General features: G+C 65.4%; 20 protein-coding genes. 14 read left to right on the forward strand and 6 right to left on the reverse strand.

Going from position 1 to position 24,973, the window contains the following annotated elements; genetic code table 11:
• Positions 1-9 precede the first annotated feature (9 nt).
• Positions 10-1,263 carry an ABC transporter substrate-binding protein gene (locus IC762_RS10395; RefSeq protein WP_195788705.1) on the reverse strand — a complete coding sequence of 418 codons (1,254 nt, stop codon included), beginning with the start codon at positions 1,261-1,263 and terminating at the stop codon, positions 10-12.
• Positions 1,264-1,545: 282 nt separating this feature from the next.
• Positions 1,546-2,613: a glycosyltransferase family 4 protein gene (locus IC762_RS10400; protein ID WP_195788706.1), complete on the reverse strand. Its 1,068-nt coding sequence runs from the start codon at positions 2,611-2,613 to the stop codon at positions 1,546-1,548.
• Positions 2,614-2,948: 335 nt separating this feature from the next.
• Between IC762_RS10400 and IC762_RS10405 the strand changes: the two genes are divergently transcribed.
• The 5 genes from IC762_RS10405 (at position 2,949) to IC762_RS10425 (ending at position 10,789) form a co-directional block, all read left to right on the forward strand.
• On the forward strand, positions 2,949-4,712 hold the full coding sequence (locus tag IC762_RS10405; protein ID WP_195788707.1) for an ABC transporter ATP-binding protein: 1,764 nt from the start codon (positions 2,949-2,951) through the stop codon (positions 4,710-4,712).
• An 83-nt stretch (positions 4,713-4,795) separates the two neighbouring features.
• Entirely contained in the window at positions 4,796-6,997 is a 2,202-nt protein-coding gene (locus tag IC762_RS10410; protein WP_195788708.1) for an amylo-alpha-1,6-glucosidase, read from the forward strand.
• 53 nt (positions 6,998-7,050) lie between these two features.
• Positions 7,051-7,560 carry a PRC-barrel domain-containing protein gene (locus IC762_RS10415; protein WP_195788709.1) on the forward strand — a complete coding sequence of 170 codons (510 nt, stop codon included), beginning with the start codon at positions 7,051-7,053 and terminating at the stop codon, positions 7,558-7,560.
• Positions 7,550-8,899, forward strand: coding sequence for an MFS transporter (locus IC762_RS10420; protein ID WP_246801512.1), 1,350 nt, complete (start codon positions 7,550-7,552; stop codon positions 8,897-8,899). Before IC762_RS10415 ends, IC762_RS10420 begins: the two co-directional genes overlap by 11 nt.
• 225 nt (positions 8,900-9,124) lie before the next feature.
• Entirely contained in the window at positions 9,125-10,789 is a 1,665-nt protein-coding gene (locus IC762_RS10425; RefSeq protein ID WP_195788710.1) for a L,D-transpeptidase, read from the forward strand.
• A gap of 18 nt (positions 10,790-10,807) precedes the next feature.
• On the opposite strand, the gene glgA is transcribed toward IC762_RS10425, so the two are convergent.
• The gene (gene glgA / locus IC762_RS10430) at positions 10,808-12,235 is read right to left on the reverse strand and encodes a glycogen synthase GlgA (RefSeq protein ID WP_195788711.1); all 1,428 of its coding nucleotides are present in this window, start codon (positions 12,233-12,235) and stop codon (positions 10,808-10,810) included.
• Positions 12,236-12,408: 173 nt separating this feature from the next.
• Between glgA and IC762_RS10435 the strand changes: the two genes are divergently transcribed.
• The 8 genes from IC762_RS10435 (at position 12,409) to IC762_RS10470 (ending at position 21,417) form a co-directional block, all read left to right on the forward strand.
• Positions 12,409-13,620, forward strand: a complete 1,212-nt coding sequence (locus IC762_RS10435) for a CaiB/BaiF CoA transferase family protein (RefSeq protein WP_246801513.1) — start codon at positions 12,409-12,411, stop codon at positions 13,618-13,620.
• A 118-nt stretch (positions 13,621-13,738) separates the two neighbouring features.
• Complete coding sequence (locus IC762_RS10440) at positions 13,739-15,280, forward strand: ABC transporter substrate-binding protein (protein ID WP_195788712.1); 1,542 nt, start codon at positions 13,739-13,741, stop codon at positions 15,278-15,280.
• Between the two features lie 6 nt (positions 15,281-15,286).
• Positions 15,287-16,237: an ABC transporter permease gene (locus IC762_RS10445; RefSeq protein WP_195788713.1), complete on the forward strand. Its 951-nt coding sequence runs from the start codon at positions 15,287-15,289 to the stop codon at positions 16,235-16,237.
• Complete coding sequence (locus tag IC762_RS10450) at positions 16,224-17,093, forward strand: ABC transporter permease (protein ID WP_195788714.1); 870 nt, start codon at positions 16,224-16,226, stop codon at positions 17,091-17,093. The genes IC762_RS10445 and IC762_RS10450 overlap by 14 nt, the downstream gene beginning before the upstream one ends.
• Positions 17,090-18,082: an ABC transporter ATP-binding protein gene (locus IC762_RS10455; protein ID WP_195788715.1), complete on the forward strand. Its 993-nt coding sequence runs from the start codon at positions 17,090-17,092 to the stop codon at positions 18,080-18,082. Before IC762_RS10450 ends, IC762_RS10455 begins: the two co-directional genes overlap by 4 nt.
• Positions 18,082-19,047: an ABC transporter ATP-binding protein gene (locus IC762_RS10460; protein WP_195788716.1), complete on the forward strand. Its 966-nt coding sequence runs from the start codon at positions 18,082-18,084 to the stop codon at positions 19,045-19,047. Before IC762_RS10455 ends, IC762_RS10460 begins: the two co-directional genes overlap by 1 nt.
• A gap of 85 nt (positions 19,048-19,132) precedes the next feature.
• A complete protein-coding gene (locus IC762_RS10465; RefSeq protein ID WP_195788717.1) occupies positions 19,133-20,203 on the forward strand; it encodes an alcohol dehydrogenase in 1,071 nt (356 codons plus the stop codon).
• 131 nt (positions 20,204-20,334) lie between these two features.
• On the forward strand, positions 20,335-21,417 hold the full coding sequence (locus IC762_RS10470; protein ID WP_195788718.1) for an isocitrate/isopropylmalate dehydrogenase family protein: 1,083 nt from the start codon (positions 20,335-20,337) through the stop codon (positions 21,415-21,417).
• A 36-nt stretch (positions 21,418-21,453) separates the two neighbouring features.
• Here IC762_RS10470 and IC762_RS10475 read toward each other — a convergent pair whose 3' ends face one another.
• From IC762_RS10475 to IC762_RS10485, 3 genes are all read right to left on the reverse strand, one after another.
• Positions 21,454-21,789 (reverse strand): hypothetical protein, encoded by a 336-nt coding sequence (locus IC762_RS10475; RefSeq protein WP_195788719.1) that lies wholly within the window; start codon positions 21,787-21,789, stop codon positions 21,454-21,456.
• Positions 21,790-21,963: 174 nt separating this feature from the next.
• Entirely contained in the window at positions 21,964-23,298 is a 1,335-nt protein-coding gene (locus IC762_RS10480) for a L,D-transpeptidase family protein (protein ID WP_195788720.1), read from the reverse strand.
• Positions 23,299-23,638: 340 nt separating this feature from the next.
• Complete coding sequence (locus IC762_RS10485; protein ID WP_016844123.1) at positions 23,639-24,034, reverse strand: helix-turn-helix domain-containing protein; 396 nt, start codon at positions 24,032-24,034, stop codon at positions 23,639-23,641.
• A gap of 635 nt (positions 24,035-24,669) precedes the next feature.
• On the opposite strand from IC762_RS10485, the gene IC762_RS10490 reads away from it, so the two are divergent.
• Positions 24,670-24,927, forward strand: a complete 258-nt coding sequence (locus tag IC762_RS10490) for a hypothetical protein (protein WP_195788721.1) — start codon at positions 24,670-24,672, stop codon at positions 24,925-24,927.
• Positions 24,928-24,973: the final 46 nt, after the last annotated feature.

Raw genomic sequence — 24,973 nt, forward strand, 5'->3', positions numbered from 1 at the left:
CCGCCGTTCTTAGGTCTTCATCAGCGGCGCGCGGGCGTCTTCCTTGGGGAAGACGCTGACCAGGTCGGTCTTCTGCCACTGCACCCCGACCGGCTTGCCGTAGATGTTCTTGCCGTCGGGCCCGAACTTCACCTTGCCGCCCGGCGCCATCGCCGCATAGCCCGAGGAGACGTCGAGGGTCGAGAGCGCTTCGCGCACCTTCTTCGGATCGGCGGAGGCGGCGCGCTCCAGCGCGTCGGCCAGCATGAAGGTCTGCGCCACCAGGCCGCCGGCATATTCGAAGGCGAAGTCGCCGGTGCGCTTCTTGAACTCGACGTTGACCTTCTGTGCCTCGTCGCTGACGTCGTGGTTCCAGTGCGCCACGCCTTGCAGGCCTTCGGCCAGTTGACCGACATTCTTGTAGAAGTCCGGCATCACGAAGCCGCCCGAGCCGCCGTTGATGGCGACGTTGAGCCCGACCTGCTTCACGGTGCGCACGATCAGGATCAGGTCGTTGAGATAGGAGATCGAGAACAGCGTGTTGGCGCCGGAGGCCTTGACCTTGTTGATCAGCGGGCTCGCATCGGTGAAGCCGGCTGAATAAGGCTCGAACATCACGATCTCGACGCCTTCGCCCGGCGCCTGCTCCTTCAGGCCGTTCGAGGTCGAGGTGCCGAACGCAGTGTTTTCGAAGATCACCGCGACCTTGGCCTGGTCGCTGACCAGCTTGGCCATCTGCAGCTGCGCCTTGGCGAATTGCGAGGCGCGCGCGAACGGCGTGAACGTGTAGCTGCGTCCCTTGTTGAGCTGGTCGGAGCTGGAGCCGGTGATGATCGGCACCCTGGCGCGCTCGCAGACTTCGCTCGCGATCAGGGTCAGTGCGCTGGCGTAGCAGCCGTGGATTGCCGAAAGCTTGTTGCCCGTGATCAGGCGGTCGGTCTCGGTGCGCGTCACCGTGGTGTCGCTCTGCACGTCGGAAATGATCAGATTGAGCTTGGCGCCGCCGAGCGACTTGATGCCGCCGGCCTCGTTGACCATGTCGACCGCGAGCTTGGCGGCCGCGACGCAGCCGGTGCCGATCTGCGCCATGCTGCCGGTGGTCGGATAGAGCGCGCCGATGTTGATGGGGTCGGCGGCCCAGCCGCGCAGCGGCACCGCGCCGAACGCACCTGCGGCCAGCACGCCGCCGGTCTTGGCGAGGAATTTGCGCCGATTGAGCTTTCGTTGTCCGGCCTTGCCCGCAGCGGTATTATTAATGGCCGACGGCTTGCGGTCCCCTGTCATGGCGTTCCCCCTGCGCGACCACGGCACGGCTGCCCCGTCCGCTCGCTTTTTATTCTTGATCAAGCGGGGCGCATAAGAGCACGTAATTCAGCAATCGCAAAGGCGATATCCGCAGATGGCGGGGTCGGGGCGTGCGTCGCAACAATCGCGCAACGCGCGCGCATGTCGAGCGGATCGCGGAATGGTGGTTGCCGTCGGCGATGGCGATATTATTGATAATCGAATGACCCGACGGACCGGTTACGCACCGGCCCGCCGGGCCATCCGATCGGCCGCTGCAACTTACTCCGCGCTGGCCACCAGCTTGAAGCGCGGCTTGGCTTCCATCAGGCCGCGATAGGCGGCGAGATAGTCAAGCGCCATGCGGCGCGCGGTGAAGCGGGTCTCGAACTGCTTGCGGATCGCGCCGCGATCGAGCGTCTCCAGCCGCCCGACCGACGACACGGCGCTGATCTCGTCCTCGACGATGAAGCCGGTGACGCCGTCCTCGATGATCTCAGGTACCGAACCGCGGTTATAGGCGATCACAGGCGTGCCGCAGGCCATCGCCTCGATCATCACTAGGCCGAACGGCTCCGGCCAGTCGATCGGAACCAGCAGGCCGAGCGCGCCGCTGAGGAAATCCGGCTTCTCGCGGTCACTGATCTCGCCGATGAACTCGACCAGCGGGTTGTTCGTGATCAGCGGCTTGATCAGCTCGTCGTAATATTCCTGGTCGGCGCGGTCGACCTTGGCGGCGATCTTCAGCGGAATGCCGCAGCGGCCCGCGATCTTGATCGCGCGATCGACGCCCTTTTCCGGCGCGATGCGGCCAAGCACGGCGAGATAGGACTGCCGCGCCGGCTGCGGTGTCAGCAGGTTCTCGGGCAGGCCATGATGGATGGTGCGCACCCAATGCGCTTGCGGCACCGGTCGTCGCTGAGCGTTCGAGATCGAGATCACGGGAATCTTGGAGAAGGTGTTGAAGACGGGCTGATGCTCCGGCAGGTCGAGCCGGCCATGCAGCGTGGTCACGAACGGCGTCGGCTGCCGCGAGAACAGCGACCAGGGATAATAGTCGAGATGGCAGTGCAGGAAGTCGAACTCGTCGTCGTCGGCTTTCTGCCGCACGCGTTCCAGCATCACCATATGCAGCGCGTTGGGATCGCGGACGGAGCCGTCGAGGCGCAGCGCCTTCGGCCAGGTCGCATCGAGTTTCGCGGAGGTCTGTGAATCACCGCTGGCGAACAGCGTTACGTCATGTCCGAGGGCAACGAGTTCTTCGGTCAGCCAGTGCACGACCCGTTCGGTGCCGCCGTAGAGTTTGGGGGGAACAGCCTCCGTCAGCGGGGCAACCTGCGCGATGCGCATTTCTCCGTCTCCATGTATGTGAATGGTGGATGAACAAGACCCTCAGCCCTCTGATGGCGCCGACGCGTTGTTGAACTACGACGTGCCGAAGACGGGAACGTTCTCGCACGTGCGAGGTTCCTTATGGGCGTGTGAACTGCCGCTTCTTTCTTCCATCACACTGTGGTCTTGCTGATGCCATCCCGCTCCAACAGCCTTTCGCCGACGCCAGCGTTGCAAGCTTGTTGTGCAGTGATGGCTGCACCCACGAACCCCTCCGCCGCCCTTCGCGTCATCGTGGACGAGAGTTTCGACTAAAAATTTCTCGTTCACCCTCAACAGCTTTGCAGGACGTCATGGACCATCTGTCAGGATATGCGCATCGCCCCTTTCCCTTCGTGCTGCGCTATCTGCGTAGGCGCCTTCCCTCGCACGTCGTCATCCTGTCGGCGGTGCTGGCGGCGGTTGCCTGCTCGGTGGGCACGCAATATGGCGTGAAGAATATGGTCGATGCCTTGTCGGCCGGACCGTCGTCCGCGAATGGCGTATGGCTGGCATTCGCTCTGCTCATGTCGCTGATCGCGGCCGACAACTTCATGTGGCGGATTGCCAGTTGGACCGCGAGCTACACCTTCGTCAGCGTCACCGGCGATCTGCGCCGTGACATGTTCCGCCATCTCACCGGCCACGCCCCGAGCTACTTCACTGACCGGTTACCCGGCATGTTGACCAGCCGCATCACCGCGACGTCGAACGCCGTGTTCACGGTCGAGAACATGTTCGTATGGAACGTGTTACCGCCCTGCATCGCGACCATTGCGGCGATCACGCTGGTTGGAACCGTCAGCGTGACAATGTCAGCGGTGCTGATCCTGATTTCGGGAACCATGGTGGCCGTCATGTTCCGCATTGCCGCCGCCGGCAAGCCGCTGCACGACGACTTCGCCAACCGCGCTGCGGCGGTCGACGGCGAGATGGTCGACGTCATCAACAATCTGCCGCTGGTGCGCGCGTTCTGCGGGCTCGGCTATGAGCACGAGCGCTTCGACGCGACGGTGAACCGGGAACTCATCGCCCGCGGCCGTTCCCTGCGCTATCTCGAGAAGCTGCGCCTCATTCACGCGGCCGTGACCGTGATCCTGACGATTGCAATGCTCGCCTGGGCGGTCAATCTCTGGCAGCAGGGCACGGCGACCACCGGCGACGTCGTGCTGGTCTGCACCCTCGGCATCTCGATCCTCAGCGCCACCCGCGATCTCGCGGTTGCGCTGGTCGACGTCACCCAGCATGTCGCGCGGCTCACCGAAGCGCTGGCGACGCTGCTGCAGCCGCACGAACTGAACGACCATCCGGAGGCCGAACCGCTGGTGAAGAGCGGCGCCGCGATCGCGTTCAACAATGTCTCGTTCCGCTATCCCGGCGGCCTGCAGGTGTTCGAACGCTTCAGTTTGCGCATCCAGCCCGGCCAGCGGGTCGGTCTGGTCGGCCAGTCCGGTGGCGGCAAGTCGACGCTGTTTACACTGCTGCAGCGCTTCTACGACGTCGAGAACGGCAGCATCACCGTCGACGGCCAGGACATCGCTCGCGTCACCCAGCAGAGCCTGCGCGCGGCGATCTCGGTGGTGCCGCAGGACATCTCGCTGTTCCATCGCTCGATCATGGAGAACATCCGCTACGGCCGGCCCGACGCCACCGACGACGAGGTGCTGCGCGCGGCGATCGCAGCGCGATGCGACTTCATCGAGACCCTGCCGGAAGGCATGGACACGATCGTCGGCGACCGCGGCATCAAGGTGTCCGGCGGCCAGCGCCAGCGCATCGCGATCGCGCGCGCCTTCCTGAAGGATGCGCCGATCCTGCTGCTCGACGAGGCCACCGCGGCGCTCGACGCCGAATCGGAGGAGGCGATCCGCGAGGCGTTGTCGCGGCTGATGCGCGGGCGTACGGTGGTTGCGATCGCGCATCGCCTTGCGACGCTGCGCAGCTTCGATCGGGTCGTGATGCTGCAGGGTGGCCGGATCGTCGAGGATGGTTCGCCGGATATCCTGGTGAAGGGGAAGGGCCCTTACCGCGACCTGGTGGCCCGCGAAATGGGCCGTCTCTCTCCCAGCGCGGCCTGATCCCGCGTCAGTTCCAGTCGTCGTGCGTTCCGATGCGTTGAACCAGAAGAATCGCGAACCTACAAGCATCGCCTGAGGTCGAGATGGCAGCCGACGTCGTTACGCAGATCACTGCCCGCATCACCGAGCAGATCGTGGTGGAGTCGTCGTTTTATATTCCAATGACGGGCCCCGCGGCGCGGCCGCGGCGCTCGCTCAAGCACGACGACACCTTCATCGTGCTCGACAGCCATGGCGACATCGGCGCCTCGGCGGGCGGGCCGGACGGCCTGTTCAACGCAGATACCCGCTACCTCGCGCGGCTCGAGATGGTGCTGGAAGAGGTGCAGCCGCTGCTGCTCGGCTCCAATCTGCGCGACGACAATTCGTCGCTGACGGTCGACCTCACCAATTCCGACGTCTACCGCAACGACCGGCTGGTGCTGCAAAAGGACACGCTGCACATCGTGCGGTCGATCTTCCTGTGGCGCGGCACCGCCTATCAGCGCATCGGGCTGCAGAACCACGGCGAGCACGCCGCGAGCTTCGATCTCACGCTGCTGTTCGACAACGACTTCGCCGACCTGTTCGAGGTCCGCGGCGAGCGCCGACCGCATCGTGGCACGGGCACGAGCCGGCTCCTGGGGCCGACCGATGTCATGCTGGAATATTGCGGCCTCGACGATCAGACGCGGATCACCGCGCTGCATTTCGACCCGCGCCCGACGCGGCTGTCGGTGGGCGCTGCGACCTATCATTTCGAGCTCGCGCCGGCGCAGGCGACGTCGCTGTTCGTTGCGGTGTCCTGCAACAAGCCGATTATGCACAAGCCGGTGCCGTTCTTCCGCGGACTGCTGGCGCACCGCCGCGAGATGCGGAATTCGTCGGCCGGCGCGGCCTCGATCGAGACCTCCAACAACATCTTCAACGAGGTGTTGTGCCAGGCGATGGCCGACCTCAACATGCTGATGACCGAGACGCCGCAGGGCCGCTATCCCTATGCCGGCATCCCCTGGTATTCGACCACGTTCGGCCGCGACGGCCTGATCACCGCGCTGCAGATGCTGTGGGTCGATCCACGCATCGCGTGCGGCGTGCTGAAACGGCTCGCGGTGTTCCAGGCCAAGGCGGTCGATCCGCGCGCGGACGCCGCGCCGGGCAAGATCCTGCACGAGATGCGCGGCGGCGAGATGGCGGCGCTGCGCGAGGTGCCGTTCGCGCAATATTACGGCAGCGTCGATTCGACGCCGCTGTTCGTGCTGCTCGCCGGGCTCTATCTGGAGCGCACCGGCGATGTCGACACGCTGCGCGAATTGTGGCCCGCGGTCGAGGCCGGATTGCAATGGATCGACGGCCCGGGCGATCCCGACCGCGACGGCTTCATCGAGTATCAGCGCGCCACCGAGCAGGGCCTGCAGAACCAGGGCTGGAAGGATTCGTTCGACGCCATCTTCCATGCCGACGGCAGGCTCGCCGAGGGAAATATCGCGCTGGCCGAAGTGCAGGGCTACGTGTTCGCCGGCAAGCATTTCGCCGCGCGCGCGGCGCGCCAGCTCGGCTTTGCGGAGAGGGCAGCGAAGCTGGACGCCGAGGCCGAAAAGCTGCGCGAGCAGTTCGAAGCGGCGTTCTGGTGCGAGGAGCTCGGTACCTATGCGGTCGCGCTCGACGGCGCCAAGCAGCAGTGCAAGGTGCGCACGTCGAATGCCGGCCAGACGCTGTTCTCCGGCATGGTGCGGGAAGACCGCGCCCGGCGGGTCGCCGCAGACCTGATGAGCCCAAAATTCTTCTCGGGCTGGGGCATCCGCACCGTCGCGACCGGCGAAGCGCGCTACAATCCGATGTCCTATCACGACGGCTCGATCTGGCCGCACGACAATGCGCTGATCGCGCTCGGCTTCGCCCGCTACGGGCTGAAGCACTCGGTGGCGCATCTGTTCAAGGGGCTGTTCGACGCCGCGAGCTACATGGAGCTGCGGCGGTTGCCGGAGCTATTCTGTGGCTTCCGCCGCGAACGCCGGCGCGGCCCGGTGCTCTATCCCGTGGCCTGCGCGCCGCAGGCCTGGGCCAGCGCGACGCCGTTCACCTTGCTCGAGGCGGCGCTCGGACTCGAATTCGATGTTGCCCGCGGCGAGATTCGCCTGCGCGATCCCCGCCTGCCGGACTTCCTCAACGAGGTGGTGTTGCGCGACCTCAGGTTAGGTGCTTCCAGCGTCGATTTGCGGGTGCGCCGTCACAACGGCGAGGTGTCGCTCGAAGTGTTGCGCACGCGCGGGCAGATCCAGGTTTCGATCGTGCTGACGCATTAGCGCGTCGCCGCATATCGCTTCCGCGCGGAGCGACATCATCGTGGGAGAGTTTCATGCGTTCGAGGATCATAGTCACACTGGCGGCGGCGCTGCTGCTGAGCTGCGCCGGTGTCCGCGCCGCCGACGATTCGTCACCGTCGCCCGCACCATCGGCGCCGTCGACCACCGGTTCGAAGGAGCCGGCCAAGGAACCTGCAAAGGAGCCGGCGCCGCCACCGTCGGTCACCGTGATCGGTGCGCGCGATGCGCACGGCATTCTCGGACGCGACGTCCGCAGCACCGCCAATGAGGATATGGGCCGGATCGTCGACGTCATCGTCGACCGCGACGGCAAAGTCCGCGCTGCCGTGATCGATTTCGGCGGCTTCCTCGGCGTCGGCAGCCGCAAGATCGTGGTCGATTGGAACGCGCTACGCTTTGCAGGCGTTTCCAACAAGAGCGACAGCATCACGCTGGATTTGACCAAGCAGCAGGTCAGCGCTGCGCCCGAATACAAGGAAGATACGCCGCTGATCGTGCTGGGCGCGGCCGGCAGCCTCCACCCATGGGATTATGAACATTAGGGGACTGAAGCTGGTCGCGCGTCCGAACTCTTCCTTCGAGACGGTTGGCGACGATCGTGGCGAACGATCAGCCGGCGACACCCATGTTGTGCCGTTGGCTCAGGATCCGCCGAAGAGTTCGCCCAGGCCGGAAGAGCCGCACACACCATCGCGCGAAAGCCAGCGCGGGCTCGACTGGTTCATCTTCTTCCTGGCCGACGTGCAGACCGGGTTCGGCCCGTTCATTGCGGTCTATCTGACGACGCAGAAATGGACCCAGGTCGAGATCGGCTTCGTGCTCTCGATCGGCGGTATCATCGGCCTGCTCGGCCAGATGCCGGGCGGCGCGATCGTCGATGCCGCACGATCCGAGCGGATCGTCGCGGGGTGCGCGGTCGCGACCATCGGCACCTGCGCGCTGGCCTATGCGGTCTGGCCGATCCTGCCCGTGGTGATGGTGGCCGCGGCATTCCACGCGCTCGCAAGCTGCGTGCTGGGACCCGCGATCGCCGCCATCAGCCTCGGCCTGGTCGGGCCGCATGCGATCGGGGAACGGCTCGGCCGCAACGCGCGCTTCGCTTCGCTCGGCAATGGCTCGGCTGCGGCACTGATGGGCGCCTGCGGCTATCTGCTGTCGAGCCGCTCGGTGTTCCTGGTCACTTTCATCCTGGCAATCCCGACCCTGTTGTCGCTGTCGCAGATCCGCGAGCGCGAGATCGACATCGCGCAGGCCCATGGCGAGGTGAAGCGGGAGGTGCCCGACAAGAAGGCGACCAGCGTGCTCAGCCTGGTGCGGCATCGGTCGCTGCTGATCTTCGCCGGTGCCATGATGCTATTCCAGCTCGCCAACGCCGCGATGTTGCCGCTGATGGCGGGCGTGGTCACGACGCGGTCGAGCCAGTGGGCGCCGGTGCTGATCGCGGCCTGCATCATCGTGCCGCAGGCGATCGTCGCGCTGTCCTCGCCGTCGGTCGGCCGCAGGGCGCAGATTTGGGGCCGACGACCGCTGCTCCTGATCGCGTTCGGCGCGCTCGTGATTCGCGGCCTGCTGTTCGCGACGGTGCGCGATCCCTATTTGCTCGTCGCGGTGCAGGTCTTCGACGGCATCACTGCGGCGATCTTCAGCGTGATGGTGCCGCTGGTGGTGGCCGACGTCGCCTTCGGCAGTGGCCACTTCAATCTTGCGCAGGGCATCGTCGGCACCGCGGTCGGCATCGGCGCCTCGCTCAGCACGGTGCTGGCCGGCTATGTCAGCGACAAGCTCGGCAGCGGCACGGCCTTCCTCGGGCTCGCCGGCGTCGCTGGCCTCGGTCTCCTCATGATCTGGATGGTGATGCCGGAGACGCGGCGGACAGTGTGACGGCGAGGTGACACAGGGCATGCCGTTGGGTCGATCGCCAAGGCGCAGTGGCGCGGCACTCTTTCTCCCATGCATGCTCTCGTATATGAGTGATTTGCTGCCGCAAAGTGCCGAGGATCCGATTGGCGATTTGGAAGGTGGCGATGGCGGTTAGCTAATTTTAACATCGTGATCCGAAACTCCAGCGACGCGAGCACGTATCAGGCATTTGGGCCGGGGCAGGGCATGGCAAATCAATATTCGATGGCGCAATCCAAGGTAGCGCAGCGGTACTGGCGGCACCCCGCCATTGTGATTTTGGCGGCGTTCGTCACACTGACGGCGCTGACCGGCGAGGTTGCCGCGAAACAGGCCCGTAAGCCAGCCAACGTCGAGGCGACCGCGCCGCGCGAGGCCGGCGATCCGATCATGGCGATCGTGTCGATCAAGAGCCAGCGGGTTACCTTCTACGACGCCGAAGGCTGGATTTACCGCGCGCCGGTGTCGACCGGCATCAAGGGGCGCGAGACGCCCGCCGGCGTCTTTGCGCTGCTCGAGAAGGATAAGGACCATCACTCCAGCCTTTATGACGATGCCTGGATGCCGAACATGCAGCGCATCACCTGGAACGGCGTCGCGCTGCACGGTGGGCCGCTGCCCGGCTATGCCGCCTCGCATGGCTGCGTCCGGATGCCCTACGACTTTGCCGAAAAGCTGTTCGACAAGACCGATATCGGGATGCGGGTGATCATCGCGCCGAACGACGCCGAGCCGGTGGACTTCTCGCATCCGGCGCTGTTCGTGCCGAATGCCGATGCCATCAAGGCTGCCCCGGGGCGGGTCCAGACGGCCAGCCGCGATGCCGAGGACGCGGCCAAGGCCGCCGACGATGCCAAGAAGGCGGCCGTGACGACGGCGCGCGAGTCGACCGCGCTCACGGCCTCGTTGCGCAGGCTGGAGCAGGCGAAGACCCGCGCCGACGCCGAGCTCAAATTTGCCGACAGGACGCTCGCCGCGGCCAAGACCGACGAGGCCAAGGCAAAGGCCGAGGAACTCCAGCAGAAGGCCACGACCAAGGTTACCGACAGCGCGTCTCAACTTGAGACCGCCAAGACCGACGCCAAGGCCAAGACCGACGCTGCCGCCGCCGCAAAGGAGGCCGTCAAGGCGGCCGAGGCGAAAAAAGTGGAAACCGCGAAGGCGGCGATCCAGGCCAAACTCGCCCTCGAGCCGGTCTCGGTCTATATCAGCCGCGCGACGCAGAAGATCTACGTCCGGCGCAACACGCACAAGGCGTGGCCCGACGGCGGCGAGGTGTTCGATTCCTCGATCGAGGCGCCCGTCACGATCCGCGATCCCGACAAGCCGATCGGCACGCACATTTTCACGGCGGTGGCGCGCGACGGCGCGGGCCTGCGCTGGACCGAGGTCACGATCGACGAAGGGGACAACGCCAAGGATGCGCTCGACCGCATCACCATTCCGCAGGATGTGCTCGATCGCATCGCGCCGACCGCAGCCCCACGGTCCTCGATCATCGTCTCGGACGAGCCGCTGAGCACCGAGACCAATTATCGCACCGAGTTCGTCGCGGTGCTGAGCAACCAGCCCCAGGGCGGCTTCATCACCCGCAAGCCGAGCGAGGTCCGTGTCGCGCGCCGCGACAATCCGGATGACGACGGCGGCTTCTTCTCCTCGTTCCAGCGTAGCTGGGGGCCGCAGCCGGCACCGCAGCAGCGCGGTTGGGATGATTCCCAGCGCAGCTGGGATCCCCAAAACGGCTTCGGCTGGAATCAGCAGCCGAGCCCCCCGCCCCAGAACGGCAATCCTCGTCGGCGCGGCGGCCAGACCTATCGTCAGGTGCAACAGCCCGTTCAACAGCAGGGCGGCTGGTTTCAACCGTCCTGGTAGCGAATGCCGAGCTGCGGGCTACGCGGCCACCCGCGGCATGATCAGTCGTTTGTAGAGCGCGCCGTAGCAGGCGGCTGACAGGTCCCAGCTGTAGGACTTCGCCATCGCGCTCGCGCGCATGGCGTTGAGGCGATCCTTCCTGTGATACGCGTCGAAGGCGCGCCTGACGCCACTGAGGAAGGATTCCGCCGACGGCTGCGGGAACAGGAAGCCGGTCTCGCCGTCGGCGATGGTCTCGGCCAGCCCACCGGTCTGGTGGCCGATCGGCAGCGAGCCGAAGCGCTGGGCATACATCTGGCTGAGCCCGCAGGGCTCGAAGCGCGACGGCATCAAGGTGAAATCGCTGCCGGCGAAGATCCGGCGCGCCTGGGCGTCGTTGAAGCCGATCACGACGCCGATCGCCTCCGGCCGGCGCCGGTGCGCGGCCACCAGCGCGTCCTCGATCGCAGCTTCACCGGTGCCGACGACGACGAGCTGCCCGCCGTCTCTGATGATCTCGTCGGCGGCCGACAGCACGAGGTCGACGCCCTTCTGGTGCACGAGGCGGGCGACCAGGCCGAAGATCGGGCCACGCGAGATCGCAAGGCCGAACTGGCGGCGGACGTAATCGGCGTTGGCCTGCTTGCCTTTCCAGTCGCCGGCGCCGAACGGCTTTGCGAGCTGCGCGCAGGTGCGCGGGTCCCAGCTCTCGTCGATGCCGTTGAGGATGCCGGTGAGCTCGTTGGCATCGGAGCGGATGCGCAGCAGGCCCTCCAGCCCGCAGCCGAGCTCCGCGGTCGTGATCTCCCGCGCATAGGTCGCGCTGACCGTGGTCAGATGCGTGGCGTAGACAAGGCCGCCCTTGAGGAAGGAGAGTTGGTCGTAGAATTCCAGCCCGTCGATGTGGAAGGAGCTTTCCGGCGCGCCGATCCGCCGCAGCGCTTGCTTCGAGAACAGGCCCTGATAGGCGAGGTTGTGGATGGTCAGGATCGAGGGAATCTGCGCGCCGCGCCAGGCGAGGTAAGCCGGTGTGAGCGCCGCCTGCCAATCGTTGACATGCACCAGGTCCGCTGCCCAATTCTTGTCCAGCATGCCCATTGCAAGTTCGGCGGCGGCAGACGCGAAGCGGGCGAAGCGGATGTCGTTGTCGGGCCAGTCGCGGCCGGACTCGTCGCCATAGGGATTGCCCGGCCGCTCGTAGAGTTCTGGGCACAACAGCACGTAGACCGGCAGCCCGTCTTTGGTCGACGCGCGCCCGAGCGTGCAGGCCGGCATCTCGGCCAGCGCAGCGCAGTGCCCGACTATCTCAATATGGGTGAATTGCTCGACCACGTCCCGGTAGCCGGGAAGCATGATCCTGGTGTCGCTCCAGGGGCGCAGCGCCCGCGGCAGTGCCGCAGAAACGGCAGCGAGCCCGCCCACGCGGACGAAATCGTCCATCTCCGTCGTGACGAACAAGACCTTCAACAAGCGCCCTCGTTCCAGCCCGTGACAGGGCTATGCAAGATCGGGTCCAATCTGCTGTTGAGTAAAATGCAACGCGGCCCGTGGCCTGGTCTGGACGAGACGCTTTCCTGTCAGCACGGCTCACTTTAGGGTCGACGCAGCATCGAGCAAAAGAACCGCGCGTGGAGGGAGCCTTGGACAAGACAATAGCCGGCAACGATGAGGGGAATTTGACAGGCAGCTTCGCCGGGCTCCGCGTGCTCGATTTTTCGACCACGATTGCCGGCCCGCATTGCACGCGGATGCTCGCCGACATGGGCGCTGAGGTGATCAAGATCGAACCGGCCGAAGGCGAGACGATGCGCACCCGCCCGCCGGTGCGCAACAACTGCTCGACGGTGTTCGGCCAGCTCAACGTCGGCAAACACAGCGTGGTGCTCGACCTGAAGTCTCCGGCCGGCGTCGAGGCGGTGCGCCGGCTGATTGCGACGGCCGATGTGCTGGTGGAGAATTATCGGCCCGGCGTGATGCGGCGGCTGAAGCTCGACTACGCCGCGATCCGCGACATCAATCCGAGGCTGGTCTATTGCTCGATCTCCGGCTATGGCCAGACCGGTCCGTCGGCGGAACTGCCGGCCTATGCGCCGGTGATCCATGCCGCGTCCGGCTACGAAATGGCGCATCTCGCCTATCAGCCGGGCCGCAGCCGGCCCGATTATTGCGGCATCTATCATGCCGACGTGGTGACCGGCACCTACGCTTTCGGTGCGATCTCGGCCGCGCTCTATCAGCGCAGCACGAGCGGCAAGGGTCAGCACATCGATGTCTCGATGCTGGAATCGATGTTGAGCCTCACTTTGAACGAAGTGCAGGGGACACAATTCGAGATCAAGCCACCGCAGCGCCCGATGTTCGGGCCGACTGCAACCAGCGACGGCTATGTGATGATGGCGATCGCCAGCGAGAAGACGTTCCAGAACCTGATGCAGGTGATCGGCCGTCCCGAATGGATCTCCGATTCGCGCTTCGCGAGATATGCCGACCGGCGCGCCAATTGGGGCGTCCTGATGGATGGCGTCGAAGCCTGGTCGCGCACGCAGACGACGCAAGCGTGTCTTGCGGCACTCAATGAGCATGGCGTGCCGTCGTCGGCCTACCGCACCGTGCGCGAAGCGCTGGCCGATCCGCAAGTAGCGCATCGTGATGCGCTGGCCGAGGTCGAGGACGGCGGCGGCATGTTCAAGGTGCTCAATCAGCCGTTCCGCATGTCAGGCGCGACCGTCGCGGCCGGCAAGCGCATGTCGACGCTCGGCGAGCACACGCTGTCTTACCTGAAGGAGATCGGCCTCTCCGAGCGGGAGATCGCAAGCTTCTCGAGCCTGCGACCGAAATCGGCACAAGGTTAGCCCTGCGGCCTTTCATCCGTATTGCGGCCTTGTCGTGCGCGGCTTTTCCGGACAATGTGCGCGCCATCACATGACGATCCGGAACGCCGGACGTTGCGCATCTCGGGAGGGAGCACGGATGAAGCGGAACGGCCGCGCGCATGCGGTTGCGCGTTTATTTCTTGTCGCGGGATTTGTTGCGGCAGCGTCAGCAACGCCTGCCAGCGCGCAGAAGCAGGGCGGCACGCTCAATGTCGGTCTCGAGCTCGACATCCCCGGTTTTGATCCGCTGAAGGTCGGCGTGTTCGACACTGCGGCGCTGACCGCGGCATCGGCGATTTTCGACACGCTCACCTATCTCGACGACAAGGGCGAGCCGCAGCCGAAGCTTGCGCTGTCCTGGACCCACTCGGATGATTTCAAGACCTGGACTTTCAAGCTGCGTCCGGGCGTGAAATTCCACGACGGCACGCCGTTCAATGCCGAAGCCTACAAGGCGAATTTCGATCGGCAGAAGGATCCCGCCAACAAGTGCCGCTGTGCCTTCTACATCGCTGCCGTCAAGGACGTGCAGGCGACCGACGAACTGACGCTGGTCGTCCACCTCAGCGACCCCGCGCTGAACTATCCGGCACTGGTATCGTACCCCAACCAGAACGCCGCGGTGCAGTCGCCGACGGCCTGGAAGACCAAGGGCGACGACTACAATCGCAATCCGGTCGGCACCGGACCCTACGTTCTCAAATCGTGGACCGCCGGCGACCGCATGGTGCTGGAGAAGAACCCGGATTACTGGGACAAGGACAAGGTCTATTTCGACCGCATCACCTTGAAGCCGCTGCCCGACGCGCAGTCGCGCTTTGCCAGCCTGCAATCCGGCGAGGTCGACCTGATCTGGGATGACGAAGCCGATTCCGACAACATCAAGAAGGCGCAAAAGGACTCCAAGCTCACCGTGCACACCTACACCGGTTCGGGCGCGTCGGTTTATGCCTTCAACACCAAGACCCCGCCGTTCGACGATGTGCGCGTGCGGCAGGCGCTGGTGATGGCGCTCGATCGCAAGAAGTGGTCGCAGGCCACCGCCGGCGGGCTGGCGCGTCCCGCCAGCAATCCTTACGGCGACGGTTCCTGGGTCAAGTGCAAGGACGACGGCGCGTTGCCAGAGGATCCCGAGAAGGCGAAGGCACTGATCAAGGATTACGGCAAGCCCGTCGAGTTCAAGATGCTGGTCACGGCGACGCCGCGCGGCCGCACCAGCGGACAGGTGCTGCAGCAATTCTGGAAGCGCATCGGTGCCAACATGGAGATCGAGCAGGTCGATCAGGCCACCATTCCGCCGCGCGCCTTCATGCGCCAGTTCCAGCTGACGCCGTGGCGCATCGTCGATCTCGCCGATCCCGATCCGCAGATGTACGCCAATTTCCACACCGGCAGCCCGGTCGCACTGGCCAATTACTCAAATCCGGAGCTCGACAAGCTGCTTGAGCACGCCCGCACCACGGCGGACACCGCCCAGCGCATCGAGGACTATTGCGCGATCAGCCGCCTGATCAACAAGGAGGCGATCTGGTTCTGGACCTATCAAAACACCTACTACGCGATATCGAGCGCGAAGGTGAAAGGCCTGCCCAACATGTACAGCGGAATGATCGACGTCTCGCGCACCTGGAAGGACTAGCGCTGCATGCTGTTCTTCGTCGCGCGCAGGCTCGTGTATCTCGTGCCGGTGCTGATCGCCGTCTCGGTCCTGACCTTTGCGATCGCGTCCCTGCTGCCGGGCGATCTTGCCTATGTGATCCTCGGCGACCAGGCGACGCCGGAGAACGTCGCGGCGCTGCGCCACGATATGGGGCTCGATCAACCGGTGTGGCTGCGCTATTTCGGCTGGCTCTGGCACATCCTGCAGGGTGATTTCGGCCGCTCGTTCCGCACCGGGCAGACCGTGCTGCAGGCGGTCAGCGAGCGCATCCCGGTGTCGTTCGAGCTGATGATCTTCGCCGAGTTGATAGGGCTTGCGATCGGCGTGCCGCTGGCGATCGCCTGCGCGGCCAAGGCCGGCAGCGCGTTCGATCGCTTCATGACCGGCACGGCGTTCGGCATGCTGTCGGTGCCGACCTTCCTGTCCGCAATCCTCTTGATCTATCTGTTCGCGGTGCAGCTCGGCCTGTTGCCGGCGACCGGCTACGTGCCGTTCACCGAGGAGCCGCTCGCCAATCTGCGCTTCATGGTGCTGCCGGCGCTGACGTTGGGTCTCGCGGAATGGCCGGGCATCATGCGCGTGCTGCGCTCCGACATGATCGCGGCACTTCAGGAGGACTACATCGCGCTCGCCAAGGCCAAGGGCCTGAAGCCGTCGCGTATCCTGTTCGTGCATGCGCTGAAGCCGTCGTCGCTGACGCTCGTCACCATCACCGGCATCAATATCGGCCGCTTGATCGGCGGCGCGGTCATCGTCGAATCGATCTTCGCCCTGCCGGGGATCGGCCGCCTGCTGGTCGGCGCGATCTACACCCGCGACCTCATCATCCTGCAGGGCGTGGTGCTGCTGGTCGCGGCCGGCTTCGTGATCATGAACTTCATCGTCGACCTGCTCTATGCCGTGCTCGACCCGAGGATCCGCCATGGCCACGCTTGAGCTCGACGTTGCGGAGGTCACGGTGGCACCGACCCGGCGTTCGCGCCGGCTCGGGCTGCTGTTCTGGTTTGCGATCGGCTGGGTGACGCTGGTGTTCGCGGTTGCGATCCTTGCCGACGTGCTGCCGCTGCCGAGCCCGACCGACATGGACATGCTGGAGCGCCGCGGCCCCATCTCGGCCGAGCACTGGCTCGGCACCGACGGTCTTGGCCGTGACGAGCTGTCGCGGCTGGTCTATGGGGCGCGGATCTCGCTGATCGTCGGCCTCTGCGCGCCTGTCATCGGGCTGGTGTTCGGCGGCGCGCTCGGCATGCTCGCGGGCTATTTCCGCGGCCGCTTCGAATCCCTCATCGTCGGCGGCATGGACGTGCTGCTGGCGTTTCCGCCGCTGATCCTCGCGCTGGCGGTGACCGCTTATCTTGGCCAGTCGATCTTCAACCTGACCTGCATTCTCGGCGTGCTCGGCATTCCCGCCTTCATGCGGGTGGCGCGTGCCGCGACATTGACGCTGGCGCGCCGCGAATTCGTGATCGCGGCACAGGCGCTCGGGGCCAGTCATGCCCGCATCCTGCTGCGCGAATTGCTGCCGAACGTGCTGCTGCCGCTGCTGGCGTTCTTCCTGCTGGCGGTGGCCGTCATCATCGTCGCCGAAGGCTCGCTGTCGTTTCTCGGCCTCGGCGTGCCGCCGCCGATCTCGAGCTGGGGCAGCATGATCGGGGAGGGACGTGAAAGCCTCGACGTCGCCCCGATGCTCGCCTTCCTGCCCGCGATCGCGATGTTCCTGACCGTACTGGCGTTCAATCTGATCGGCGACACGGCGCGCGCCCTCACCGACCCAAGGCAGGGCGCGTTGTGAGCGGCGCCTTGCTCTCGGTGGAAGACGCCGTGGTCGACTTGCCGACCCCGCGCGGCAATCTGCGCGCCGTCGATCACGTCGATCTCTCCGTCGACGCGGGCCGGACGCTCGGCATCGTCGGCGAATCCGGCTGCGGCAAGACCATGCTGTCGCGGGCGATCCTGCAATTGCTGCCGAAGAAGGCGAAGCCATCCGGTCGGGTGATGTTCGACGGGCAGGATCTGTTGAAACTGCCGGCGGAGAAATTACGCAAGCTGCGCGGCCGCTCGCTGGCGGTGGTGTTCCAGGACCCGATGACCTCGCTCAATCCGGTGCTGACCATCGGTACCCAGCTGATCGAGACCATTCAGGAACATCTCGCGCTCGATCTCGCGAAGGCGAGGCAGCGCAGCATCGAGCTGCTCGCTGCCGTCGGCATTCCGGCGCCGGAGCAGCGTCTCGCGCAATATCCGCATCAGCTCTCCGGCGGCATGCGCCAACGCGTGGCGATCGCGATCGCCCTGTCCTGCGAGCCGAAGCTCCTGATCGCGGACGAGCCGACCACGGCGCTCGATGTCACGATCCAGGCCCAGATCCTCGATCTCCTGGCGCGCGAACAGCAGCGCCGCCACATGGCGATGATCATCATCACCCATGATCTCGGCGTCGTCGCCGGCCGCACCGACGAGGTCGCGGTGATGTATGCCGGCCGCGTGGTCGAGCGCGCGACGACGCCTGTGCTGTTCAAAGAGATGCGGATGCCCTACACCGAGGCGCTGCTTGCAGCGCTTCCGCGGCTCGACGCCGCGCCACATACGCCACTGCCCGCGATCTCCGGCCGCCCGCCCGATCCGACCCGGCCGCTGAGGGGCTGCTCGTTCGCGCCGCGTTGCCGCTATGCCGCCGGCCGCTGCAGCACCGAGAAGCCATCGTTGAGCGCGGCGGCGACGCCGGGGCATCTCTATGCCTGCTTCCACCCGATCGAGAACGGCGGGAGGCTCGGCGCTTGATGCTGCAGTCGTCTCCCAATCCACTGCTGAAGGTGGAGAATCTCGTCGTCGAATATGCGGTGGGCAACAAGACCGTCCACGCTGTTTCCGGTGTCTCGCTCGAGATCGCCCGCGGCGAAACGCTGGGCCTGGTCGGCGAATCCGGCTGCGGCAAATCCACGCTCGGCCGTGCCGTGCTGCAATTGCGGCCCGCCGTTTCCGGCAAGGTGCTGTTCGACGGCAATGACCTCACCACCATGCAAGGCGAGGCACTGCGCAGGATGCGCCGACGGGTGCAACTGATCTTTCAGGACCCGATCGCCTCGCTCAATCCGCGCCGGCGGATCGGTGATATCGTCGCCGAGCCGCTGGTGATTGCGGGAGTGAAGGATGCCGAAGAACGCCGGCGGCGCGTCGGCGAGGTGCTGTCGGCGGTCGGGCTCGATCCGGCGCTGGTGAGCGGACGACTGCCCCATGAATTTTCCGGCGGCCAGTGCCAGCGCATCTGCATCGCCCGCTCGCTGGTGCTCAATCCGGAATTCGTGATCTGCGACGAGCCGGTGTCCGCGCTCGACGTCTCGATCCGCGCCCAGATCCTCAATCTGCTAGAGGAGATGAAGGCGCGCTACGGGCTGACGCTGCTGTTCATCGCCCACGATCTCGCGGTCGTGAAGGCGGTCAGCGACCGCGTCGCGGTGATGTATCTCGGTCGGCTCTGCGAGGTCGGCCCGTCTGAGCAACTGTTCGCCCGGCCGGCGCATCCCTACACGGCGCTGCTGATCGAGGCGATCCCGATGCCTGATCCGGACGTTCGCCCGACCCAGAGCGTTCCGACCGGCGAGCCGCCGTCACCGATCTCCCCGCCCTCGGGCTGCCGCTTCCGTACCCGCTGCCCGCGAGCGGATGCGCGCTGTGCCAGCGAGGTGCCGGAACTGCACTCCGTCGCGGCGGGCCAGTTCGCGGCATGCCATCATCCTCTGGTTTGAATGGCGGGGCATCGACGGCGCATTTGTCCCGAACGGACAGGCATGGCAAGGTCGGCCGCAACAACACGTCTCCGGGAGAACAGCGATGAAGAGCTTTCAGGTCGTCGATTTCAACGCGCCGCTGCAGGAAGTCGATCATCCGACGCCGCAACCGTCGGGCAGCCAGGTGCTGATCAAGGTCAAGGCCGCCGGCGTCTGCCATAGCGACCTGCACATCTGGGAGGGCGGCTACGATCTCGGCCACGGCCGCAAGCCGCTGTCGCTGAAGGATCGCGGCGTCTCGCTGCCGCGCACGATGGGGCATGAGACGGTCGGCGAGGTCGTGGCGTTCGGGCCCGACGTGAAGGATGCCGACAAAGGCGATCTCAAGGTCGGCGACGTCGCGCTGGCCTATCCCTGGCTCGGCTGCGGCAAATGCCCGACCTGCCTCGGCGGCGACGAGAACATGTGCGCGGTCAAGCCGAATGCACTCGGCGTCTATTGCGACGGCGGCTACGCCGATCACATGACGGTGCCGCATCCGAAGTATCTGTTGAACCTGAAGGGGCTCGATCCCGTCACCGCTGCGCCCTATGCCTGTTCCGGCGTCACGACCTATAGCGCGCTGAAGAAGGTGGAGAAGGATTTCGACACCCCGATCGTGATCTTCGGTGCCGGCGGCCTCGGCCTGATGGCGCTGTCGCTGCTGAAAGCGATGGGCGGCAAGGGCGCCATCGTCGTCGATATCGATGCCCGGAAGCGCGAGGCGGCCGAGGCTGCCGGCGCGCTTGCGACCGTCGACGGCAAGGCGCCCGACGCGCTGGAGCAGCTGATCAAGAAGGCCGGCCAGCCGATCCGCGCCGTAATCGACCTGGTCGGCAACGCCCAGAGCTCGCAGCTCGGGTTCGATTGCCTGACCAAGGGCGGCAAGCTGGTGATCGTCGGCCTGTTCGGCGGCGGCGCGCCCTGGGCGCTGCCGCTGATCCCGATCAAGGCGGTCACGATCCAGGGCAGCTATGTCGGCAATTTGCGCGAGACGCAGGAGTTGCTCGATCTGGTGCGCGCGAAGAAGATCCCGGCGATCCCGGTGACGCCGATGCCGCTTGCCAAGGCCAACGAGGCGCTGACCAATCTGCAGAAGGGCCAGCTCGTCGGCCGCGCCGTGCTGACGCCGTAATTCGCAGCCGTCATTGCGAGGAGCGTAGCGACGAAGCAATCCATCTCTCCCCGTGCCGAGACATGGATTGCTTCGCTTCGCTCGCAATGACGACCAAAACCCCCTGATCTTGACCTCTTGAGGAAATCCCCATGTCCGCCAACAATGCATTCCACATCGCCGTGCTCGGCGGCGACGGTATCGGCCCTGAGGTGATGGCGCCTGCGCTCGAAGTGCTGCGCAAGATCGAGGCGTCGACCGACCTCCGATTCCGCTTCACCGAGGCACCGGCCGGCGCCAACAATTACAGGGAGACCGGCAAGTCGATGCCGGAATCGACCGTGCGGTTGTGCGACGAGGCGGACGCGATCCTGCTCGGCGCCTGCGGTCTGCCGTCGGTGCGCTACCCCGACAACACCGAGATCATGCCGCAAGTCGAGCTGCGCTTTCATTTCGATCTTTATGCCGGCGTGCGTCCGGCACGGCTGATCCCGGGCGTGCCGAGTCCGATCGTCGGCGCCGACCAGAAGGGCATCGACCTCGTCGTGATCAGGGAATCCACCGAAGGCCTGTTCGCCTCGATGGGCAAGGGCGTGGTCACCGACAGCGAGGCGCGCGAGACGCTGGTGATCACGCGCAAGACCTCGGAGCGGCTGTTCGAATTCTCCTTCCGCCTCGCCGAGCGGCGCAAGGCGCGCGGCCGCGTCGGCGGCGGATTGACCTGCGTCGACAAGGCGAATGTGTTCAAGGCGTTTGCATTCTTCCGCGAGATGTTCGACGACGCGGCCAAGCATCATCCCGGCGTCAAGACCGATCGTCTCTACGTCGATGCGTGCTCGGCGCTGCTGGTCAAGCGCCCCTGGGATTTCGACGTCATGGTGATGGAGAACATGTTCGGCGACATCCTCTCCGACATGACGGCCGGCCTGATCGGCGGCATGGGCATGGCGCCGTCGGCCGATATCGGCGATCGCCACGCCGTATTCCAGCCCTGCCATGGCACTGCACCCGACATCATGGGGCAGGGCAAGGCCAACCCGACGGCGATGATTCTCTCCGCCGCGATGATGCTGGACTGGCTTGCCGACAAGCATGGTGTCGAGAGCGCCACCGAGGCCGCTGAGCGCATCGAGCGCGCCGTCGACAAAGCCTATGCCGACGGCATCAAGCCGATGGAGTTCGGCGGCAGCAACGGCACCGCTGACGTCACGAAGGCGGTGCTGGCGGCGCTGTAGGAGAGGTCGAGGGGGCCACGGCCCCCTCGCTCAGCATCAACGGCGATGGCCGCCATGATGATGTCCGCCGTGGTGCCCACCGTGGCGATGCCCGCCATGGACGCGCGGCCCGTGATGGTGATGGCGCTGGATATGCGGACGATGATGCCATCCATGATGGCGTGGTCCGGAATAGCCGTAGGCACCGTAAGCGCTGGGCCGCCAGTGGCAGCCCCAGCGATCGCAGACGTAGCGCACCTGGTCGATATTGGACGTCGCGGCTGCGCTGTGGCTGGCGGTCGGAATGCCGTTCGGCATCGCCGCCGCCGCGCCCGATGTCAGCGCAGCGCTGCCGAGCGCGGCCAGTCCAATCACGGCAAGCTTGATGTTCATCGAGATCTCCTTGGTTGAAGCCTGAAAACGTCCGTGCAGCGGCGTGGTTGCTGCGACAAAACGACAGGCGTTGCGCTTGTGTTCGCGCAACGTCGCTTCAACGCTGATAATGCGGAGTTCGAAAGCCACTTCGCGTCGCAGGCGGCAATTGGCCGCGCGACAGAATGGCGGCGCCTACTGCGCGAGATGCGCGGTCAGCGGATGTTCGGCGGCCTTGTTGAAGAAGGCTGCTTCCTCGCTGGTGGCTTCCAGCAATTGCTGGTCCTGGTCGTAGATGTCGTTGCGGAATTGAACCGTGCCGTCCTTGGTCATCCACGCCGTCAGGTAGATCCAGGCGACCGGGACTTTCTTCAGCATCCTGACATCCTGATGCTGGCCGGTCGCGACCGCGGCATCGATCGCGGAACGCGTCCACTGCGGCTGATCCTTGAGCAACCACGCCGCGAGATCGCGGACATTGTCGACCCGCGTGCAGCCATGCGAATCGAAGCGATAGTCGTCGCTGAACAAATTGCGCTGATTGGTGTCGTGCATGTAGACCGAATAGGCGTTCGGCATGTCGATCTTCACCGCGCCGAGCGCGTTCCACGCGCCGCTCTGCTGCCGCACCGTGACGTCGGGCGCGTGGCTGCCGGACCAGTCCACCGACTGCGGGTCGATCGGGGCGTCGTGGCCATCGAGCACGTCCATGTGCATGCGCGACAGGTAGCTCGGGTCCTTGCGCATATGCGCCGCGATCTCGGTCTTGGTGATCGACGAGGGCACCGTCCAGGTCGGGTTGAGATTGACGCTGGTGATCTCCGAGGTCACCGTCGGGGAGGGCTTCTCGGTCTTGCCGACGATGACGCGATAGCGCCGCACCACTTTGTCGTCCTCGACGGCTTCGGCGAAGGCAGCCGGAATGTTGACGACGACGTAGCGCGGCCCGAACGCAAAATCGAGCTGGCCGATCCGCTCCCGCGAGGCCTCGAGCTGCTTGATCCGCTTCTCGACGGGAACGTTGAGCGCCGCCAGCGTCCGCGGCGTCACCGTGCCGGTCGCGGCGAGGCCAAGGCGTGACTGGAAGCGCCTCACCGCCTCCGCCAGCGCCTCGTCATAGGCGCCGCTGGCCTTGTCCGCCGCGAGGTCGCCGGTGATGATCAGGCGCTTGCGCAGGAGATCGTCGTTGGCACCCTGGACGCCCGGCGCGAACTTCGCGTCGGCCGGGATGGCCGGCCATCCGCCGCGGGCCGCGAGATCGGAATAGTGCTGGATCGCATCGCGTATCCGTTGCGCGCTGCCCTGGTCGTAAGTCGGATCATGGGAGAGGGCGAGCGCGGTAGCGGAGCGTGTTTCGGCGGTGGAGGCGGGCGTGGCCTGCCTCGGCTGGCCTGCCGGCGCAGCCGCGGCCGGGGCGGCGGCATGGTGCGGCGGGGCCGCTGCGGCCGTCCCGGGGGCGCCGGAGTTCTCCGCGAATGCCGGCAGCACGGCAAGCATCGTGGCCATGGCAACGAGTGTCACTCTCTGCATGTCGCATGTCCTCGGAAGCGCGTGGCGTCGGCAATGCAAGCCTGGTCCTGCGCCGGACAATCGAGCGGCTGCAGGTTCGTGCGGTCGTAAGCGTCTAACCCATGAGGGTTGCGTCTTGGTTAAGTTTCGGTAGCGGCGGCGTGGGTCTCGCCGCCATCAAGCTCGCGGCGAGACGGCGCGAGCGCGGACCGACAACGAAAAAGCGCTGCCATGGCGGATGGCAGCGCTTCGATAGTTTGCCGGCTCGCCAGCGCATGGTTGTCGCACTGACCGGCCAACGGCCGGTCGGTTCGCATGGTCGATCGCGTTCGCGGCTCCGCGATCGCGCCGATGACGCCGCTCAGTCTTCGTTGGCGGCGATCGATTCCATCAGCGACACCAGCTGACGTTGCACGGTCTGATCCTTGATCTTGCTGTAGGCGCGCAGCAACCGCAGGCTGAATGCGCTGTCGAGGAACAGCAGGCTCTCGACCTCGCGGGCCTTGTTGTCGCCGTCGTAGAAGAAGGTGACCGGCACGTCGAGCGCGGTTGCGATCTGCTGCAGGCGAGCGGCGCCGACGCGGTTGACACCCTTCTCGTATTTCTGGACCTGCTGGAAGCTGACGCCGAGCTTGTCGCCGAGTTCGGCCTGCGAGATCTTCTGCTCGACGCGCCGGAGGCGAATACGCTTGCCCAACTCAATGTCCGGCTTGCCGGCACTGCGCTGTTTCATCTTCTTTGCTGCTGATCTGTTCATTCTTGTGACCCGTCCTTCAATCGGGAATCCCTGGCCCGGGAGAGGTCAGGGACTCGGCCATGATGTACCGCGTTATGCTCGAGTGGATCGTCAGTTCGAATGCGTGAACGACGAAAATCCAAGATGATCGCGGGATGGTATCCAAACGCTTGCGCGCATTGGAAGCACCCATATACCGACACGGCCGACTACCTGAAGTCGATCGCGCCAAGGTGTCGATCGACACCCCGCCCTCCACATTTGGCAAAATATTGACCAAACCACAACTAGCGCGAGTTTGATCGTCACAGATTTTGCGCGCATGCTTACCGGCGGCACAGGCACCACCCGCATCGCTACGGGCACCGGTATTTTACGGGCATCCAAATATAGATGCAACCCCTGCTGGTGCATCCAGAGGTCGCGAGGCCCGGGGACGGCACGGCCAGGGGGCCCGGAACCCAGCGAAAGTTTGACGTAAGTCCAAGTCAGGCTTTCGGAATGTTGCTGGACAATTGCCCAAAAGTTCTCGATCATCAGGGACAAGCATGTGCCTACCACAAGCCGGCAAACCCTGGCGGGAGAGGCCAATGAAGCGAAAGAGGGGCAAGAGGGACGCGCCTCGACCAGCCCTCGCGGCTTCGGGAGTGGAGAATATGCCGGTCGCAAGTACGGAAGAACGGTTGTTGTCGCTGCTTGCGACCCTGGAGGAGTGCCAGGCCTTTCTGCAGGACAGGGCAAGTGCCGAGACCGCGCGCCTGCTGTCGCTGGCGATCCTCGAGCTCCGCATGGAGCTGCACAAGGTGACCGATTCCGAGCTGAAGGCGCTGTGTGACATGGTGGCGTCGGGCGAGCCGGTGGAAGACCCGGCCACGGCGAGCCGCTTCCCGTCCTATCTGAAGCTCGTCAAGTAGACCTTTCTCATCCAGCGCACGGATCGCCGTGGCCCGCCGCGCATGC

The sequence above is a fragment of the Bradyrhizobium genosp. L genome (assembly GCF_015624485.1).
Classification (GTDB): domain Bacteria; phylum Pseudomonadota; class Alphaproteobacteria; order Rhizobiales; family Xanthobacteraceae; genus Bradyrhizobium.

Bases quoted from the DNA above. Each gene is read 5' to 3' on its own strand.
- IC762_RS10405 (WP_195788707.1), top strand. From the start codon at position 2,949: ATGGACCATCTGTCAGGATATGCGCATCGCCCCTTTCCCTTCGTGCTG.
- IC762_RS10410 (WP_195788708.1), top strand. From the start codon at position 4,796: ATGGCAGCCGACGTCGTTACGCAGATCACTGCCCGCATCACCGAGCAG.
- IC762_RS10460 (WP_195788716.1), top strand. From the start codon at position 18,082: ATGCTGCAGTCGTCTCCCAATCCACTGCTGAAGGTGGAGAATCTCGTC.
- IC762_RS10470 (WP_195788718.1), top strand. From the start codon at position 20,335: ATGTCCGCCAACAATGCATTCCACATCGCCGTGCTCGGCGGCGACGGT.
- IC762_RS10415 (WP_195788709.1), top strand. From the start codon at position 7,051: ATGCGTTCGAGGATCATAGTCACACTGGCGGCGGCGCTGCTGCTGAGC.
- IC762_RS10425 (WP_195788710.1), top strand. From the start codon at position 9,125: ATGGCAAATCAATATTCGATGGCGCAATCCAAGGTAGCGCAGCGGTAC.
- IC762_RS10465 (WP_195788717.1), top strand. From the start codon at position 19,133: ATGAAGAGCTTTCAGGTCGTCGATTTCAACGCGCCGCTGCAGGAAGTC.
- IC762_RS10450 (WP_195788714.1), top strand. From the start codon at position 16,224: ATGGCCACGCTTGAGCTCGACGTTGCGGAGGTCACGGTGGCACCGACC.
- IC762_RS10440 (WP_195788712.1), top strand. From the start codon at position 13,739: ATGAAGCGGAACGGCCGCGCGCATGCGGTTGCGCGTTTATTTCTTGTC.
- IC762_RS10395 (WP_195788705.1), bottom strand. From the start codon at position 1,263: ATGACAGGGGACCGCAAGCCGTCGGCCATTAATAATACCGCTGCGGGC.
- IC762_RS10445 (WP_195788713.1), top strand. From the start codon at position 15,287: ATGCTGTTCTTCGTCGCGCGCAGGCTCGTGTATCTCGTGCCGGTGCTG.
- IC762_RS10420 (WP_246801512.1), top strand. From the start codon at position 7,550: ATGAACATTAGGGGACTGAAGCTGGTCGCGCGTCCGAACTCTTCCTTC.
- IC762_RS10400 (WP_195788706.1), bottom strand. From the start codon at position 2,613: ATGCGCATCGCGCAGGTTGCCCCGCTGACGGAGGCTGTTCCCCCCAAA.
- IC762_RS10490 (WP_195788721.1), top strand. From the start codon at position 24,670: ATGCCGGTCGCAAGTACGGAAGAACGGTTGTTGTCGCTGCTTGCGACC.
- IC762_RS10480 (WP_195788720.1), bottom strand. From the start codon at position 23,298: ATGCAGAGAGTGACACTCGTTGCCATGGCCACGATGCTTGCCGTGCTG.
- IC762_RS10485 (WP_016844123.1), bottom strand. From the start codon at position 24,034: ATGAACAGATCAGCAGCAAAGAAGATGAAACAGCGCAGTGCCGGCAAG.
- IC762_RS10475 (WP_195788719.1), bottom strand. From the start codon at position 21,789: ATGAACATCAAGCTTGCCGTGATTGGACTGGCCGCGCTCGGCAGCGCT.